This is a genomic window from Mesorhizobium sp. WSM4816 (assembly GCF_055811535.1).
This window is the reverse complement of the sequence record NZ_JBVVQR010000014.1, coordinates 22789-38789: the sequence shown is the minus strand read 5'-3', so window position 1 is coordinate 38789 and position 16001 is coordinate 22789. Positions and strand designations below refer to the sequence as shown.

Genomic DNA, 16001 nt, shown 5'->3' with positions numbered 1-16001 from the left:
CATGCTACGTCTCCGGGCAGAGTGGCTGCAAGCTAAGGGCGCAATCAAAATCCATCGAACTCTTTGTGCCGCTAAAACCGGACCACGAGTCCCAGAATCGGACCTTGCTGCACGACATCGAGGAAACCGCCGTCGTTGCTGTAGTCGCCGCCCAGTGCCCGGTACCCGATGACCGATGAGATGCGATCGTTGAAACGATAGCCGACCGCCCCGGCGACATCCCAGTCGATGTCGGCTTCGCCGGCGCCGACGAGTCCCACCGGTCGACCTCGGGCCTGACCGAATAGTTTCCACGAAGACCGGCCATGGCATCCACCCAGGCTGCGCCCGTCGCTTCACTGAAGGAGAAGTCGGTGTCGACCGTCCACACCCTACTGTCGCGGAATGCCTCATTTGCGGATCGCAAATTCGGCATACCGTAGGCGTCGCTTGCCGCCGAATATCACTGCTCCCTGCCAGGTGTGTTGCCGTTTGCTGCCATAGCGCCATCCCTTATGCGCTAGAATGCGCATAGTCTTTTTGATGGTGCCAGTATCAGTATGTAAGTTACGCAGTCGGACTGTTGCTTGGTGAAGCTGTATCCGCCGATGGCCGAGGATTGACACGCTTGTGGCAGCGGTCCTCAAAGAACCCGCAATGTCTTCCCGATCCGACCCAAGGCCATTGCGCGGTATATCGGCGCCGGGAATTGGATCTCCCTACTGTCATTTGTCCCGTCGAGCTAGACCGTATCCTGGATAGCCCGCTTTCGATGCAACCGAGCGGATTCCGTCCGTAGGTTACCGTTAATTACCTTCCGCCCCGAGCGGCAATAGGCGAACCTCACGAAGGGCGATTTTGTCGGGGGCATGTCTGAAGCGTCCTGCCACCAGTTTCGTCTCGTCGACAGAACGCGGAGCATGCCAGGGAACCGAAAACTCGGGTCATCCTGGAAAAAGCGGTACAGTCAAAGGAGGACGTCAGATGAGTGACAAGCAGGCGAATCCAGACCGACAACCGAACCGGCGCGACATTTTGCTGACCGGAGGATCTGTGCTCGCCATTTCGGCTGTCGCATCCGGAATAGCCACGAGCGCGAAAGCTCAAGCAGCCGGCGCAAAACCCAACATCCTCGTCATTTTCGGCGATGACGTCGGTTATTGGAACCTCAGCGCCTACAACCGGGGCATGATGGGCTATCGCACGCCGAACATCGATCGGATCGCCAAAGAGGGCGCGATCTTCACCGACCACTACGCCCAGCAGTCCTGCACAGCCGGGCGCGCCGCATTCATTACCGGCCAATCCTGCTTCCGCACCGGCCTGCTGAAGGTAGGCCTGCCAGGTGCCAAGGAAGGGCTGTCGGAGAAGGACCCGACACTTGCGGAACTGCTCAAGCCGCAGGGCTATGTTACCGGGCAATTCGGCAAGAACCATCTCGGCGACCGCAACGAGCATCTGCCCACCGTTCACGGCTTCGATGAGTTTTTCGGCAATCTCTATCACCTCAATGCCGAGGACGAGCCTGAGCATCCCGACTACCCGAAGAACCCCGAGTTCAAGGCCAAGTTCGGTCCACGCGGCGTGATGAAATGCAAGGCCAGTGCAACCGACGATCCTACCGAGGATCCGCGGTTCGGGCGGGTGGGTAAACAGGAGATCGAGGACACCGGTCCGCTGACGAAGAAGCGCATGGAAACCGTAGACGAAGAGTTCCTCGGCAGCGCGCTCAACTTCATCGACCGCTCGAACGCCGACGGGAAGCCGTTCTTCTGCTGGTTCAATTCGACCCGGACCCACATCTATACGTTTCTCAAGGAGGCCTCGAAGGGCAAAACCGGCTTGGGCATCTATGCGGACGCCATGGTGGAGATGGACGGCATGGTTGGCCAGCTTCTGGGCAAGCTCGATGACCTCGGCATCGCCGACAACACCATCGTCCTTTGGACGACCGACAACGGTGCGGAGGTTTTCTCGTGGCCGGACGGCGGCACCACGCCTTTCAAAGGCGAGAAGAACACAAACTGGGAAGGTGGCTACCGCGTGCCGTGCATGATGCGCTGGCCCGGCGTCATCAAGCCCGGAACCGAAATCAATCACATAACGTCACATGAAGACTTCGTGCCAACGCTCGTCGCCGCCGCAGGCGAGCCAGACGTGACGGCCAAGCTGTTGAGCGGATACGAAGCCGCTGGCAAGAGCTTCAAGGTCTATCTGGATGGCTACAACCAACGCGATGTGCTGGCTGGCGAAGGCGAAGGCAAGCGCCACGAATACTTCTACTGGACCGATGACGGCAATCTCGCCGCCTTGCGTTACGAACGCTGGAAGATGGTCTTCCTCGAGCAGCGTGAGGAGGGGCTTGCCGTCTGGGAGAATCCGCTGATTCCGCTGCGGTTCCCGAAGCTCTTCGACATCAAGGGTGACCCGTTCGAACGGGCGCAGACGGACGCCGGGGAATATGACAGATGGCGTGTCGAGCACGCCTTCGCGCTCGTGCCGGCGCAGGCTTATGTCGCCAAACACCTGCAGACCTATGTCGAGTTCCCGCCGCGGCAGAGCCCCGGCAGCTTCGCGCTCGACCAGGTCCTGGCGAAACTGCAGGAGGGTGGCAGACACTGAGTCTTCGCTCTGAACAGGCCGCGCTCGCACTATCGGCAGGCGCGGCCTCCAAGCCAACTCGGAAGCAGGTCAATGGCAGTCGCGAACAACAATCCCTCGACCGAGACCATTGCTCAGCGGGCAAAGAACGAATTGCGCGAGTACGCGCTCCTGTCCTTGTATCTATTCGTCTGCTTTGGTGCGCTCATTCTCTACAAGGCAGCGATCCTTGGCGAGGAGGGCATCAGCTATCTGCCATCAGGCCTGGCGGCCATCAAGGCACTGATCCTGGCGAAGTTCATAATGCTCGGGCAGATGATCCGATTGGGCGACCGGCGTCGAAGCAGGATGGTCTACGTCATAGCCTTCAAGGCCCTGTTATACCTGATCCTGCTTCTTGTCCTCTCGGTCCTCGAGGAAATCGTCGTCGGTTTGATTCATGGGCGATCGGTCGCCGCCTCGCTCGCTGAGTTCGGAGGCGCCAAGCTGCCTCAGACGCTGGCGACAAGCCTGATCATGCTGCTGATATTGATCCCCTATTTGGCGTCCAGGGAACTCAACGTTGCGCTTGGGGAAAGCAGGCTTTGGACGCTGCTGTTCGAACACCGCGACGGACCTCAGTCAGCCGGTCTGGCAGCTACCGCCAGAGAGTCAGGCCCAACCAACCCGAGCGATCACCCTTACCGGTGATCGCTTTTTGATGATGGCGCTCCTGATGGGCGCTGACCTACAGGAGACATCAAGCCATGACCAATCTTGCTTGCGCAGCGAAGCGCTACCTGGTGTCAATCCTCCTGTTGGTGGGGGCCACTGCCTCTGCCACTGCGCAAGGCACCGATCAGCTACCATCCTGGAATGACGTCCAGTCCAAGCAGGCCATCGTGGCGTTCGTCGACCGCGTGACCGCTGAAGGCGCGGCGGACTTCGTGCCCGAAGCAGAGCGCGTCGCTGTTTTCGACAATGACGGGACGCTGTGGGGCGAACAGCCGCTCTACTTCCAACTCCTATTCGCGCTCGATCGGATCAAAGCGCTCGCCCCGCAACATCCGGAGTGGAAGGAGAAGGAGCCGTTTGCCTCTTTGCTGAGGGGCGACCTGAAAGCAGCACTTGCTGGCGGTGAGCCAGCCATCATGCAGATCGTCATGGCCACGCATTCCGGCATGACGACGGAGGAATTCGATCAGATCGTCCGCGATTGGGTTGCCAGCGCCAAGCATCCGAAGACCGGCCGGCTTTACACGGAGATGGCCTACCAGCCGATGCTGGAGGTGTTGAGCTATCTGCGGGCCAACGGCTTCAAGACTTTCATCGTATCAGGCGGCGGGATCGATTTCATGCGGGTCTTCAGCGAAAACGTTTACGGCATTCCACCCGAGCAGATCGTTGGCAGCAGTGGCAAGACCAGTTTTGAGATGCGCGACGGGGTGCCACTGCTCATGAAGTTGCCGGAAATCAACTTCATTGACGACAAGGCGGGCAAGCCTGTCGGCATCCACCAGCACATCGGTCGCCGGCCCATCGCGGCGTTCGGCAATTCGGACGGCGACCTGCAGATGCTGCAATGGACATGCTCGGGACCTGGCCCGCACTTTTGCCTTTATGTGCACCACACCGACGGTGAGCGGGAATGGGCCTACGACCGCGAGTCGCACATCGGCCATCTCGACAAGGGTCTCGACGCCGCAGCCGATTCTGGTTGGACGGTTGTCGATATGAAGAAGGATTGGAATCGGGTGTTCGCCTTCGAGAAGTAAGGATTCGGAGCAAGACGATGCGCCAAGTTGTGGAACGCCAGGCTCAATCTACACAGGTCGAAGAGCCAATCCTGAACATGGTGTGGATTCCCGGCGGTACATTCCTCATGGGATCGGACAAGCACTATCCCGAAGAGGCGCCGGCGCATAGGGTGGCAGTGGGCGGCTTCTGGATGGACGTCTGCACCGTCACCAACCGCGAGTTCGCTCGCTTCGTCGACGCAACTGGTTACGTCACCTCGGCCGAACGTCCCGTAAATCCCGATGATTATCCCGGAGCGAAGCCGGACATGCTGGCGCCATCGTCCGTGGTGTTCAGCAAGGCCAAACAGCGTGTCGACCTTCGCGACCACTACAATTGGTGGGTCTACGTGCGCGGCGCCAATTGGCGCCATCCGCGCGGGCCGGCGAGTTCGATCAAGCGGCTGGCCGACCATCCGGTCGTGCATGTGAACTTTGAGGACGCCGAAGCCTACGCATCGTGGGCGGGCAAGGAATTGCCCACCGAGGCTGAGTGGGAATTCGCGGCGCGGGGCGGGCTCGACGCGGCCGAATTTGTCTGGGGCGATGAAATGGCGCCCGATGGCCGACACATGGCCAATACCTGGCAAGGCGAGTTCCCATGGCAGAATCTCTGCGAGGACGGCTACGAGGGGACGTCACCCGTCGCCTCCTTTGCCGCCAACGGCTACGGCCTCTACGACATGGCTGGCAATGTCTGGCAGTGGACCACGGACTGGTACCAGGAACACGGCAAGATCGACAGCCCGTGCTGCACGGTTGACAACCCCCGCGGTGCCAAACGGGACGACAGCCTCGATCCACGGCAGCCGCAGATCAGAATCCCGCGCAAGGTGATGAAAGGCGGCTCGCATCTTTGCGCGCCCAACTATTGCCGGCGCTACCGCCCGGCCGCCCGAATGGCGCAGCCGATCGATACGTCGACGTGCCATTTGGGTTTCCGCTGCATTGCACGCAGTCTCGGCGCGATATGTCGACCATTGGATCCAGAGTAGGCACCGGCGAGGTGCAGTTTTCCGCTCATCGCCAATTGTGCGGGCGCCCGCATTTGGCTGCTCGCGTTCGACGTAAATTACATAGAGTCGCTGGTGCAGCAGGGCCTATTGGCGCATCGTTTCAGCCTGCGGACAGGCGTCCTCGTTGGCGCCGGCCCTCAAAGCCTTTCTGCCGGCCAGGAGGAGATGAGTTGAAGGCCTTTCTTGCCACTGTCGTTGCTCTCTTGGGGTTGCCTTTCGCGGACGCTCTGGCCCAGGACGACAGCCAGGATCTTGCCAAGAAGCTTTCCAATCCGATCGCCTCGCTGATCAGTGTTCCTCTCCAGTTCAACTACGACGAAGGCTTCGGACCGAATGACGGCGAGAAGGCCGTGCTCAACATCCAGCCGGTTATCCCCGTCTCGCTTAACGACGACTGGAACATGATTTCGCGCACCATCCTGCCTGTCATCTGGGATTCCGCGGCGTGGTGACGTTCCCATTTCCAAAAAAAGCCGCCCGGCGCAAAGGCCTGCCGGGACGACGACAAGCAGGGAGGATCGAAGCATGACGGGCAATGACATGTTGAAGGTCGGCGCTGCGGCGCTGGCGCTGCTGCTTGCCGGGCTTGGCTCGGCGCATCCTGTCCTTGCACAAGAACAGGTCGCGGCGGCTGCCGCTTCGGGTGATGCGACGACTTCGCCGGAGCCGCTGAGCGCCGACGAGATGGAGGTCCTGGTTGCGCGGATTGCGCTCTATCCGGACGAACTGATCGCGGTGATCACCGCGGCAGCGCTTTATCCGCTGGAGATCGTCGAGGCGGCGCGCTTTCTCGAGCGGTACGAGAAGGACAAGGGCCTGAAGCCGAAGGAGAGTTGGGACGGCTCCGTGGTTTCGCTGCTCAATTACCCGGGCATCGTCAAGATGATGAGCGACGACCTCGAATGGACGCAGACGCTCGGCGACGCCATTGCCTACCAGCAGAAGGACGTGCTGGTTGCCATCCAGCAGCTGCGCGACGAGGCAGTCGCCAAGGGCGTGATCAAGACCGACGACAAGATCCAGGTGGTCAAGGAGAACGACAATTTTGTCATCAAGTCGGCGAGCTCCGAAGTGATCTACGTCCCGCAATATCCGCCGCAGATGTTTTATGAGCCGGGTTACGTGTGGGAACCGATCCGCTATTATCCCGACCCTTACCCCTATTACTGGTATCCGGGAGCGACCTTTTTCGCCGGGGCGGTGACCGGCGCCATCTGGGCCGCCGCCGTCGACTGGAACGACTGGGGCGTATGGGGCGGCCGCTGGAACGGCAACGACATCAACATCGATTGCAACAATTGCTTCAACAACCGCGACTTCAGCGGCAAGATCAACTTGAACGACGTCGACTGGAAGAACATCGACCGCAACAAGATCAAGATCGACCGCGACCAGTTCACCAAGTTCGACCGGAACAATATCAAGAACCGGATCGAAAAGAACGGCGACAACGCAATCCGCGACCGCGCCCGCGACATCAAGAAGAACGACAAGCTCGCCAATAGGGCGCCGGGCAAGACGGCTGCAACGAGAGACATCCGCAAGAGCACGCTCGACGGGCTGAAGGGCCAGGGCGGTCAGGCGGCAAACAGGCCGGGCAACAGGCCGAACGTCAAACGCCCAGAAGCCAGGCCCGCCGTCGCCGACCGCCCGACCGCCAACCGCCCAACCGCCAAACCGGCAAAGGTCAACCGCCCGGCCGGCAAGCCGAAACCGGCGGCAAGGGTCGACAATCGGCCGAAGAAGCCTTCGGGGCTTGGCAACGTCGATCGCGGAAAGGTGACCAAGGTCAGCTCCAACCGCGGCCACCAATCGATGGGTGGCGGCAGCCGTGGTGGCGGCCACAAGCAGATCAAGCGCGGCGGCGGCGGACGCCGGCGTTAACGGAACGGGAGGACCGGATCATGATACAGATGTTCAGCACCACCCGTCACACGGGACTTTTGCATACGATCCTTCTCGGCTCTGTCTGCTCCGTGGCGCTTGCAGTGGGCTTCGCTGTCTCGCAGCCAGCATCTGCACAGGATGCGCCGGACGCGCCGGAGATCACCGCCTTTGCGGCCGCCGCCGACCCGCCCGTCTTCGATACGCCCGAGGCAGCGGTCGATGCATTCAAGCAGGCCCTGAAAGACGCCGGCAACGGTTCGGTTGCGACCCTTCTCGGCCTCGATGCGGAAAAGCTGAAAGCTGACGAGAACGCGGAGGAGACGCTGGCGGCGATCAAGGAGGGTGTGGCCAAGCAGCTTGTCCTCGATGGCGAGGGTGACCGCCGCACGCTGCAGATCGGCGACAAGCTGTGGCCGCTGCCGTTTCCGCTCGTCAAGGGCGAGGACGGCAAGTGGGCTTTCGACACCTATGCCGGGCTCGAAGAGATCGTGAACCGGTATGTCGGCGAAAACGAGCTCACCGCGATCGAGACGATGCGCGCCTATGTCGATGCGCAAGAGGACTATGCGTCGCGGGACCGCGACGAGGATGGCGTGGAGGAGTTCGCGCAGAAGCTGATCAGCTCGGAAGGCGCGACCGACGGACTCTACTGGCCGACAGACGACATCAACGGCGAGAGCCCGGCTGGCGGCAATATCGATCAGGCCGAGCTCGAGGACGCGGCCAAGGGCGAAGGCTATTTCGGCTACAAATACAAGATCCTGACCGGCCAGGGCGACCAGATCGCCGGCGGCGCCTACGACTACGTCATAAACGGCAACATGATCGCCGGCTTTGGCCTTATCGCCTGGCCGGCCAAATATGGCGAGACAGGCGCAAAAACCTTCGCCGTCAACCAGCACGGCGTCGTCTACGAGACCGATCTCGGGCCAGCAACGGACGCCATCGTGACATACATCGAACGCTTCAATCCGAACGATACGTGGCAAGTCGTGGCCGACTGAGAGAAATGGATCAAAAGCCGGGTTATTTTCGAGTCGATCGGCAAAACCCTGCGCTGTGGCAGAAGAGGTCGTATGGAACTGAGCTTCTCATTCATGGCCAAGCCCGGCCACCAGTCCGTCGTCGGGCGGCGCCCAGCAGAAAGCCGCCCAGACCGCACAGGGTGGCGAACAGGAAGCGGCGATCATCAGGCAGCGCCTGATATTTTGGAGTGATGGCAATGTCCGAAGCGATGCATCCCCTAGCACCCCATCATCTGCCGGGGTTTATTGTGGCTCCGGGAGAGACCGATGTTCTCTTCACCGGAACGGTAATATTCATCATCGTGCTGCTCATGATGCTTGGCAGCCTGTATTTCTGGCTCCATTCGCTGCCTGAGCGCATCGCGCATGGGGCCAGCCAGGTCCAGTTTCAGTTGGTGGCGGTTCTGGCGTTGCTCGCGCTGTTCACTCACATCAATGTGTTCTGGGTTGCGGCATTGCTGCTTGCGATCGTTCCCATTCCCGACTTCTGGACGCCGTTGTCCACCATGGCTGAATCGCTTGCCAGGATGGCCGCCGACAGGCGCCAGGCGCCCGCACCTGCAGCATCTGCGCCGGAAGCAATTGCTGCGGGATCGCCGCTGTCGGTGAACGACGCGCCATTATCCCAGGTGCGGGTTGTGGAGTTCGAGGCTCCATCCACGCCGCCCGATGACCAACACCCTGTTCCAGCAAACGAGGAGCGCCGGCCATGATCGAGTTACTGCTATGCTCAGTCGTGACGATCCTGCCCGATTTTCTCGTCCGGCGTTTTGTCCAGGGAAAGAGGATCGGACGTGAGATCACGCTCTATTCGGTGTGGTATGAACTCCGTTATGGCATAACCGCCTGCCTGGGACTCACCATCGTACTCCTGACGCTGATCCTTTATTACCATCCATCGACATCCAGCGCCGTTTCTTTCTTTCGCACGGTGCCCATTCTTCCCGAAGGCTCCGGCCGCGTTGAAGAGGTCTATGTGGGTCTCGGGGAAAAGGTGAAATCAGGACAGCGGCTCTTTAAGCTCGACAGTTCGACCCAGAAAGCCGCGCTTGAAACTGCGCGGCTGCGTGTGTCGGAGATAGATGCGGCGCTGGTGTTGGCGAAGACCGAGTTGGTGACGGCCGATGCCCGGATCCAGGAAGCGCGGAGCGCCTATCAGCAGGCCGTGGACGAACTCGCGACCAGAACCGAACTTCAGAGGCGAAACTCCGGTACGGTTGCGCAACGGGAGATCGAGAAACTTCAGAATATCGTCGATGGTCGCCTAGCCGCGGTGTCTGCCGTCCTGGCTAGCAAGCAGTCCGTCGAAGCCCAGATCGCTTCGGTACTGCCGGCGCAGAAGGCCAGCGCCGAGGCTGCACTTGCCCAGGCGCAGGTCGAACTGGACAAGACGGTCGTCTATGCGGGAGTGGACGGAACGCTTGAGCAGTTCACGCTGCGCAAGGGAGATATAGTCAATCCTATCTTGCGGCCCGCGGGAGTGCTGGTTCCCGCGGAGGCAGGCAGGCGGGCGCTTGTGGCGGGCTTCGGCCAGTTGGAGGCGCAGGTCATGAAGGTAGGCATGGTTGCCGAGGCCACCTGCATCTCCATGCCGATGACCATCATCCCGATGGTTGTGACCGAGGTGCAGGGTCTTATCGCAACCGGCCAAGTGCGCGCGTCGGATCAACTGATCGACGCTCAGCAAGTGATCAGGCCCGGGACGATCACCGTCTTTCTGGAACCGCTTTTCCAGGGTGGGTTCGAAGGCGTTCCGCCGGGAAGCAGCTGTATTGCCAATGCGTATACCAACAATCACGACCGGCTGTCCGAAGAAGGACTGAGCACCTCGAAATGGCTGTTTTTCCACGTCATAGACACGGTCGGGGTCGTGCACGCCGTCATCCTTCGAATTCAGGCGCTGCTCCTTCCGGTACAGACGCTTGTCCTCTCCGGGCACTGAGAAAGGCTGAGCAGCAACCCGGGCGCCCGGCTCAGCCAAGCCTCTCATCATCGCCGAGGCGGTCAAGGAGGGCAAGCTGAAGGTCGTGCCGGCCGGCTACGACATTGCCAGCGGACAGGTCACCCTGCTGGCCTGGATCATCGGTATCGCTGCCTCGCGGGCTATCAAAGCGCCGCGAGGAACAGCTTGATCACAATGGCGTTGGCGATGTCGATGAAGAACGCGCCGACCAGCGGCACGACGAGGAACGCCACGTGCGAAGGCCCGTGACGCTGGGTCACGGCGGTCATATTGGCCATTGCGGTCGGCGTCGCGCCGAGGCCGAAGCCGATGAAGCCGGCCGTCGCCACCGCCGCGTCGTAATTCCGCCCGAGCGCTGGGAAGCAGATATAGACCGCAAACAGCACCGCCAGGACCAGCTGCAGCGCGAGCAGCACCGAGAGCGGACCGGCAAGGTCGGTCAGCGTCCACAGCTTCATGCTCATCAGCGACATCGCGAGGAACACGCCGAGCGACACCTCGGCGATCAGCGCCAGCGCCGCTGTCCGGCTCGGCCAGACGCCGTCCGGCAGCACGCGGGGCACGAGGTTCGAGAGCACGATCCCGGCGGCAAGGCAGGGCAGGAAGAGTGGCAGCTTCACCCCGACGCTCTCGAGCCACGAGTGGCCGATGATGCCGATGATGCCGGCGACATGGATGGCCAGGATCGCGTGCAGGAAAGAGAAGTAGTCGATCTCAGGAAGCTCGGCGTCCGCGCTCACGCCCACGTCATACGACGGTTCCGGCTGCGCCTCGAGCCGATTGCGCTGGATAAGGTAGCGGGCGACGGGCCCGCCGGCGAGGCTCGCCAGGACGAGCCCCATCGTCGCGCAGACGATGCCGATTTCCATGGCGTTGGCGACGCCGCGCGTCTCGGCGATGACAGGCGCCCAGGCGATCGCGGTGCCGTGCCCTCCGGTCATCGAAATGCTGGCGGCAAGCAGCCCGACAGACGGGTCCAGCCCAAGGATGCCGGCTGCGCCAATGCCGACCACGTTCGCCACCAGCATGAAAGCCACGGTGACCGCCAGCAGCATCGCCAGCGGCCTGCCGCCCCTTGCGAGATCGCCGACATTGGCGTTGAGGCCGATCACGGTGAAGAAGTAGACGAGCAGGATATCGCGCGCCGTCAAGTCGAAATCGACCTTGATGCCGGAGAAGAGATAGACCAGCCCGATCGCAACGGAGAAAAGAAGGCCTCCGGCCACCGGTTCCGGGATGTTGTACTTGCGCAGGACCGCGGAACGCTGGTTGAGCGCCTTGCCGGCGAAGAGCACAACGACGCCTGCGGTGACCGATAGAAACGGGCGCACGTGCAGCACCTGCTGAGCATCGAAATCGATCATCTGATCCCCCGGGGCGCGCTCATTTACATGGGGCACGCCACTGATGACGAACAGATTACAACAGCTGGCCCAACGTAAGCGAGCCGTCTGGGCTCAGAAGCTGCAAGCGGTCGGAAGTTTGTCTCCAGAGACCCTGGAGTGTGCTAGCCTCACCTGCAGAACGATGAGGTCTTGTCGGCATGGCTGCAGCACAAACTCCCTGGTGGGCATGGACTTGGCCAGCAGTGGCCTGGGCTATCCTGTTGACGACATTCTTTGCAGGCACCGGGGGCTTCATTGCTGCCGTGGCGGGAGCGGTCCTGATCGCCACCGTTTTTGCAGCCGTATACCACGCTGAGATCGTCGCGCACCGCACCGGCGAGCCCTTCGGCACGCTTGTGCTGGCCGTTGCCGTCACGGTTATCGAAGTGGCACTAATCGTCTCGGTGATGATCTCTGCTCCGGTCGAAAAAGCGGGGCTGGCGCGCGACACGGTGTTCGCCGCTGTCATGATCGTGATGAACGGCATCGTCGGCCTGTGCCTGCTGTGGGGCGGCGTGCGCCATCACGAACAGGGATTTCAGCTCCAGGGAGCGAGCGCCGCCTTGGCCGTCCTGGCCGCGCTCACCACACTGACGCTGGTTGTGCCAAACGTCGTCGCGACCTCAGTCGGTCCGATGTTCAGCACGTCGCAGCTTGTCTTCGTGGGCATGGTCTCGCTGGTTCTCTATGGTTCATTCGTCTTCGTCCAGACCGTGCGGCACCGCGACTACTTTCTGCCGGCTGAGGCGGGCGATGAGGAGGCGCACGCGTCGCCGCCCTCCAACCGGACGGCAGCCACAGCGCAGGATTGCTGCTCGTCTGCCTCGTTGCGGTCGTGGCGCTTGCGAAAGCCCTGACGCCAACGGTGGAGGCGGGAATCGCCCGGCTCGGGGTGCCAAAAGCCGTGGTGGGGATCGTAATTGCGGCGGTGGTGCTGCTTCCGGAACTACTGGCAGCGCTTAGAGCGGCCCGGGCCAACCGACTGCAGACCAGTCTGAACCTGGCGTTGGGGTCGATACTGGCGGCAATCGGCCGACCATTCCCGCAGTTGCGCTCGTTTCGATAGTGCTTGGCCAGCCGCTAGAGCTCGGTCTGCACGAGAAGGACCAGGTCCTGCTGACGCTGACGCTGATCGTCAGCGTGATCACGTTGGGTACCGGCCGGACCACGGTGCTTCAGGGCATCGTACACCTGGTCATCTTCGCAGTGTTCTTGTTTTTCGCTGCCGTGCCGTGAGGCTTCACCGCCTTCGAACGCCTGGGATGGTCGTGAACGGCATACGCCCAGGCGCCTGGCCTTCGCCAGCCGCGCCCCTTCACCGCCGTCGCGAAAATTCCAGCTTCAGCCGGTCGATCTGCTCCGCGGTCCATCCCCCAACGTCAGTTACTTCGATCCAGGCATCGATGTAATGCTCCGGCGCATACACATGCCCGTGCCCCATCGGGGCCGTTGTGGCCATCGCCATGTCGACGGTGAGTTGGAGAAGCGTCACGACCGGATACCATTTGAGCTCGGGAGACACGTCGGAACCGCGCGGCCCCGCCATCCATTCCGGCTGTCGGTACAGGGACCGGTAGTCGAAGAACGTCACCGGGTCGCTCGCATATTGAAGATAGACGATCCGCATCGGTCCCCAATGTGCGTCCGGGATCGCCAGGCCGTTCTCCTGGCTCGTGAACCGCACATACGACCCGTCCCTGAAGCGTGGCAGCCAGGCTGGCGATCCTCGCTCGCGGTCGTCGGTGACGGAACGCCAGATCCTGCTCGGAAATGGCGAACCGCTCCAAAGTGCCCCCTGATACGGGTCGCCGATCACTTCGAACAACTCGGCGGATTGCTCGGAGCTCAAGGCGCCAAGGCTCAGCCCATGCAAATAGAGCCTGGGGCGCCTTTCCTTGGGAAGCGTGGTCCAATGCGCATAGACTTCCGCAAACAGGGCGCGAGCTGCCTCGGCGCCATAGCCGGGCTCGACCAGGAGGGACAGCCAGCTTGTGAGATACGAATACTGCATGGCGACGCTCGCGACGTCGCCGCCGTGGAGATATTCGACGGTGTCCATTGCAGCAGGGTCTATCCAACCGGTGCCTGTCGGCATCACCACGATCAGCACCGAGCGATCGAATCCGCCGACGCGCTTGAGCTCCTCGAGGGCGAGCTTTGCGCGATCCTCGGCTGTCTCCGCAGACCGCAATCCGACATAGACGCAGATCGGCTCACGCGCGTCCATCCCCAGGAACGAGCCTAAACCCTTGCTCGTCGGTCCGGTCGCGATGAACTCCCGTCCCGCCCTTTCTAGCTCATCCCACTCGATCAGCGAGGTATCGCTTCCGGTCTTGCTGGGGTCGGCCGGCTGTTGGGTCTCGGGCTCGATCAGCTCATCGAATGCCTGGAAGGACGAATCCGCGGCATGGAGCGCAAACCTGAAGAAAACGCCGTTGACCACCGTCCAGAATAACGCAGCCGCAGCGGCAATGCCGATCACGTATGACACGCGTTTCGGCACGATCCGGCCAAGCATTCGCGAGATGAACAGGAACGTGCCTGAAACAATCGCGCCAAGAGGATCAAGAGCACGAAGGTCAGCAACGCGATCAGACCGACCTTCAGGGGGTGCGCAGTGTCTACCGGCTCGAGCCTCATGAGCTGCCGGATCGAATTTTGCCATTCCGAAGCCTGCCAGAGAAACGCCACGGCAACCAGGATGCAGGTGGCCGCAGCGACGAGTTTGATGGCCCGCAAGATGCGACCGGTGGGCTTGGGCAACTCCAGGTAGTCGGCCAGCCAGCGCCCGAACACGCCAAGCCCATATCCGGCCGCGAAAGAGCATCCGGATAGAACGCCTTGCGTTACAAAGGTGCGTGGAAGCAGGGAAGGGGTGAGCGAGGCCGCAAAGAAGAGTGTTCCGATCAGCAGGCCAGCGGCTGAGAAGGAACGCCAGAACCTGAAGATCCAGAATAGCCTCATTGGAGCGGCCACGTGCGATCGCTGGAGTGCTTCGAGGCAGCTTGCCGTGCAAGATACGTCGGCGCAACCCGCATGCGCGGGCGACGCCACGAACTCGATACCAATCTGGAGCAGTCTTTGTTCTGGAGCAGTCTTTCCAAACTTTAGGGGTGCGGTCGCTCGCCGTTCACCGCGCGTGTCAAAGGAGACTGAGCAGCGCGGCACGATGGCCGAGCTTCATCGTTTGTGGAGGTTAGAAACGGAGTTTGGAACAGAAAGGCCACAACTCACAAAGCGCAAGGCTAACAAACGCTTACTGTATATCTGGCGATTCCGCGCTCTGCGATGCTTGCCAGCGATGTGCGCGGAGGTGCGCTTGGATTACGCTACGGCCCTTCCGGCCATCCTCTGTTAGGGGCGTTGCGCAGAACGACAATTGGATGGAAACAGGTGGACAAACGGCCATGGCGGCATCACCTGACGACGCTGCTGCTGCTGCGCGCGGTGGATGCGCCGGACTGGAACCCATGGCTGGAGTTCTACCTGCGGGCCTTGCAGCGCCAAAAACAGCACCTCGAGAAGAAGATGGAGCGCGAGCAGGTCATGCTCGCTGCGCTGCCGGAGTCATCGGTCCCGATCCTCGAACTGGCGAGTGAACATGGCCGGGCTACGGTGGTCGAGACCGCGAGGGTCAGCGGCGCGAGCCGCAACACGATCAAGGACCAACTGAAGGCGCTGGTCGAGCAGGGCCATCTGACTAGGCATTGCTCAGGTGCCTGGACACCAGAACGCCAGGCTCGAAGCAGCAAGTATGCAAATTGGTGGAAATTGCCGGAACCGGCTTAGCTTCGAGAATCGCCAACGCCTCATCGGATGTCCGTGCCTGTCGGAGTCGCGCCCGAACCTGAGATGCCCGAAGCAGCCGGCATATTTGGGAAAGGGCAGGGGGGAAGGCGGACGTGGCAGAGGCCGGCCAAAGTATAGTGTAAATGAGGTCGACGGGATCGTCGTCCGGGCCGTCGAAATCGATAGGCTGAGCCAAACGTGTCAAAGACGCGGCAGGCGAAGAGATCATACCGAGCAGAGCGTGGGGGATGGCGACGCCACGACCGGTGCCCGTCGAGCCGAGACACTCACGGTCGAAAAGACCACGGATAACCATCTGCTCGTCAAGCCCATTTCTCCGAGCAATCCTGATCGCAATTTTTGACAAGGCTGATTGCTTTCCCTTCGTCACAAGATCAAGCGAAATGTCTTCTTCTGACAGGATGGGGGAGATCATCAGGGTCAACCTCCGTGTCGATCCAGACGCGATCGCAAATGAGCGTTCAGCCGCACTGGTCAAGCAGGACAGAATTCTCAGTGGACTGAGGAGTGGAGATGAGGCTGGCTGTCCCGGACGCGAACTCTCTCGCGTCCGGGCTGAT

Annotated in this window: 11 protein-coding genes and 4 pseudogenes; 11 read left to right on the top strand and 4 right to left on the bottom strand. The window is 61.3% G+C overall.

What is annotated here, in order from left to right; all coding sequences use genetic code 11:
- Window positions 1-71: 71 nt before the first annotated feature.
- A pseudogene (locus tag AC0L3H_RS16770) lies at window positions 72-373 on the bottom strand (hypothetical protein); the annotation flags it as partial.
- A 590-nt stretch (window positions 374-963) separates the two neighbouring features.
- Between AC0L3H_RS16770 and AC0L3H_RS16765 the strand changes: the two are divergent.
- The 9 genes and pseudogenes from AC0L3H_RS16765 to AC0L3H_RS16725 all read left to right on the top strand — a co-directional run bounded on the left by AC0L3H_RS16765 (window position 964) and on the right by AC0L3H_RS16725 (window position 10225).
- On the top strand, window positions 964-2601 hold the full coding sequence (locus tag AC0L3H_RS16765; RefSeq protein WP_473586204.1) for an arylsulfatase: 1638 nt from the start codon (window positions 964-966) through the stop codon (window positions 2599-2601).
- 72 nt (window positions 2602-2673) lie between these two features.
- Window positions 2674-3270, top strand: coding sequence for a hypothetical protein (locus AC0L3H_RS16760; protein ID WP_473586203.1), 597 nt, complete (start codon window positions 2674-2676; stop codon window positions 3268-3270).
- Between the two features lie 56 nt (window positions 3271-3326).
- Window positions 3327-4334, top strand: a complete 1008-nt coding sequence (locus AC0L3H_RS16755; RefSeq protein ID WP_473586202.1) for an HAD family hydrolase — start codon at window positions 3327-3329, stop codon at window positions 4332-4334.
- A gap of 17 nt (window positions 4335-4351) precedes the next feature.
- Window positions 4352-5350 (top strand): formylglycine-generating enzyme family protein, encoded by a 999-nt coding sequence (locus tag AC0L3H_RS16750; RefSeq protein WP_473586201.1) that lies wholly within the window; start codon window positions 4352-4354, stop codon window positions 5348-5350.
- A gap of 224 nt (window positions 5351-5574) precedes the next feature.
- Window positions 5575-5811, top strand: a pseudogene (locus AC0L3H_RS16745) (transporter); the annotation flags it as partial.
- Between the two features lie 85 nt (window positions 5812-5896).
- Window positions 5897-7255 carry a DUF3300 domain-containing protein gene (locus tag AC0L3H_RS16740; protein WP_473493183.1) on the top strand — a complete coding sequence of 453 codons (1359 nt, stop codon included), beginning with the start codon at window positions 5897-5899 and terminating at the stop codon, window positions 7253-7255.
- 20 nt (window positions 7256-7275) lie between these two features.
- Window positions 7276-8262 (top strand): DUF2950 domain-containing protein, encoded by a 987-nt coding sequence (locus AC0L3H_RS16735; protein ID WP_473586200.1) that lies wholly within the window; start codon window positions 7276-7278, stop codon window positions 8260-8262.
- A gap of 218 nt (window positions 8263-8480) precedes the next feature.
- On the top strand, window positions 8481-8996 hold the full coding sequence (locus AC0L3H_RS16730) for a hypothetical protein (protein ID WP_473586199.1): 516 nt from the start codon (window positions 8481-8483) through the stop codon (window positions 8994-8996).
- Window positions 8993-10225, top strand: a complete 1233-nt coding sequence (locus tag AC0L3H_RS16725) for an HlyD family secretion protein (protein WP_473586198.1) — start codon at window positions 8993-8995, stop codon at window positions 10223-10225. Before AC0L3H_RS16730 ends, AC0L3H_RS16725 begins: the two co-directional genes overlap by 4 nt.
- A gap of 164 nt (window positions 10226-10389) precedes the next feature.
- Here the strand turns inward: AC0L3H_RS16725 and gltS are convergent, their stop codons facing one another.
- Window positions 10390-11610: a sodium/glutamate symporter gene (gene gltS / locus AC0L3H_RS16720; protein WP_473493179.1), complete on the bottom strand. Its 1221-nt coding sequence runs from the start codon at window positions 11608-11610 to the stop codon at window positions 10390-10392.
- Window positions 11611-11789: 179 nt separating this feature from the next.
- Here gltS and AC0L3H_RS16715 point away from each other — a divergent pair.
- A pseudogene (locus tag AC0L3H_RS16715) lies at window positions 11790-12867 on the top strand (calcium:cation antiporter).
- 79 nt (window positions 12868-12946) lie between these two features.
- Here the strand turns inward: AC0L3H_RS16715 and AC0L3H_RS16710 are convergent.
- Window positions 12947-14595 (bottom strand): annotated as a pseudogene (locus AC0L3H_RS16710) (alpha/beta hydrolase).
- A gap of 429 nt (window positions 14596-15024) precedes the next feature.
- Here AC0L3H_RS16710 and AC0L3H_RS16705 point away from each other — a divergent pair.
- On the top strand, window positions 15025-15420 hold the full coding sequence (locus tag AC0L3H_RS16705) for a winged helix-turn-helix transcriptional regulator (RefSeq protein WP_473586287.1): 396 nt from the start codon (window positions 15025-15027) through the stop codon (window positions 15418-15420).
- On the opposite strand, the gene AC0L3H_RS16700 is transcribed toward AC0L3H_RS16705, so the two are convergent.
- Window positions 15332-15856 carry a PTS sugar transporter subunit IIA gene (locus AC0L3H_RS16700; RefSeq protein ID WP_473586197.1) on the bottom strand — a complete coding sequence of 175 codons (525 nt, stop codon included), beginning with the start codon at window positions 15854-15856 and terminating at the stop codon, window positions 15332-15334. The genes AC0L3H_RS16705 and AC0L3H_RS16700 overlap by 89 nt on opposite strands.
- Window positions 15857-16001: the final 145 nt, after the last annotated feature.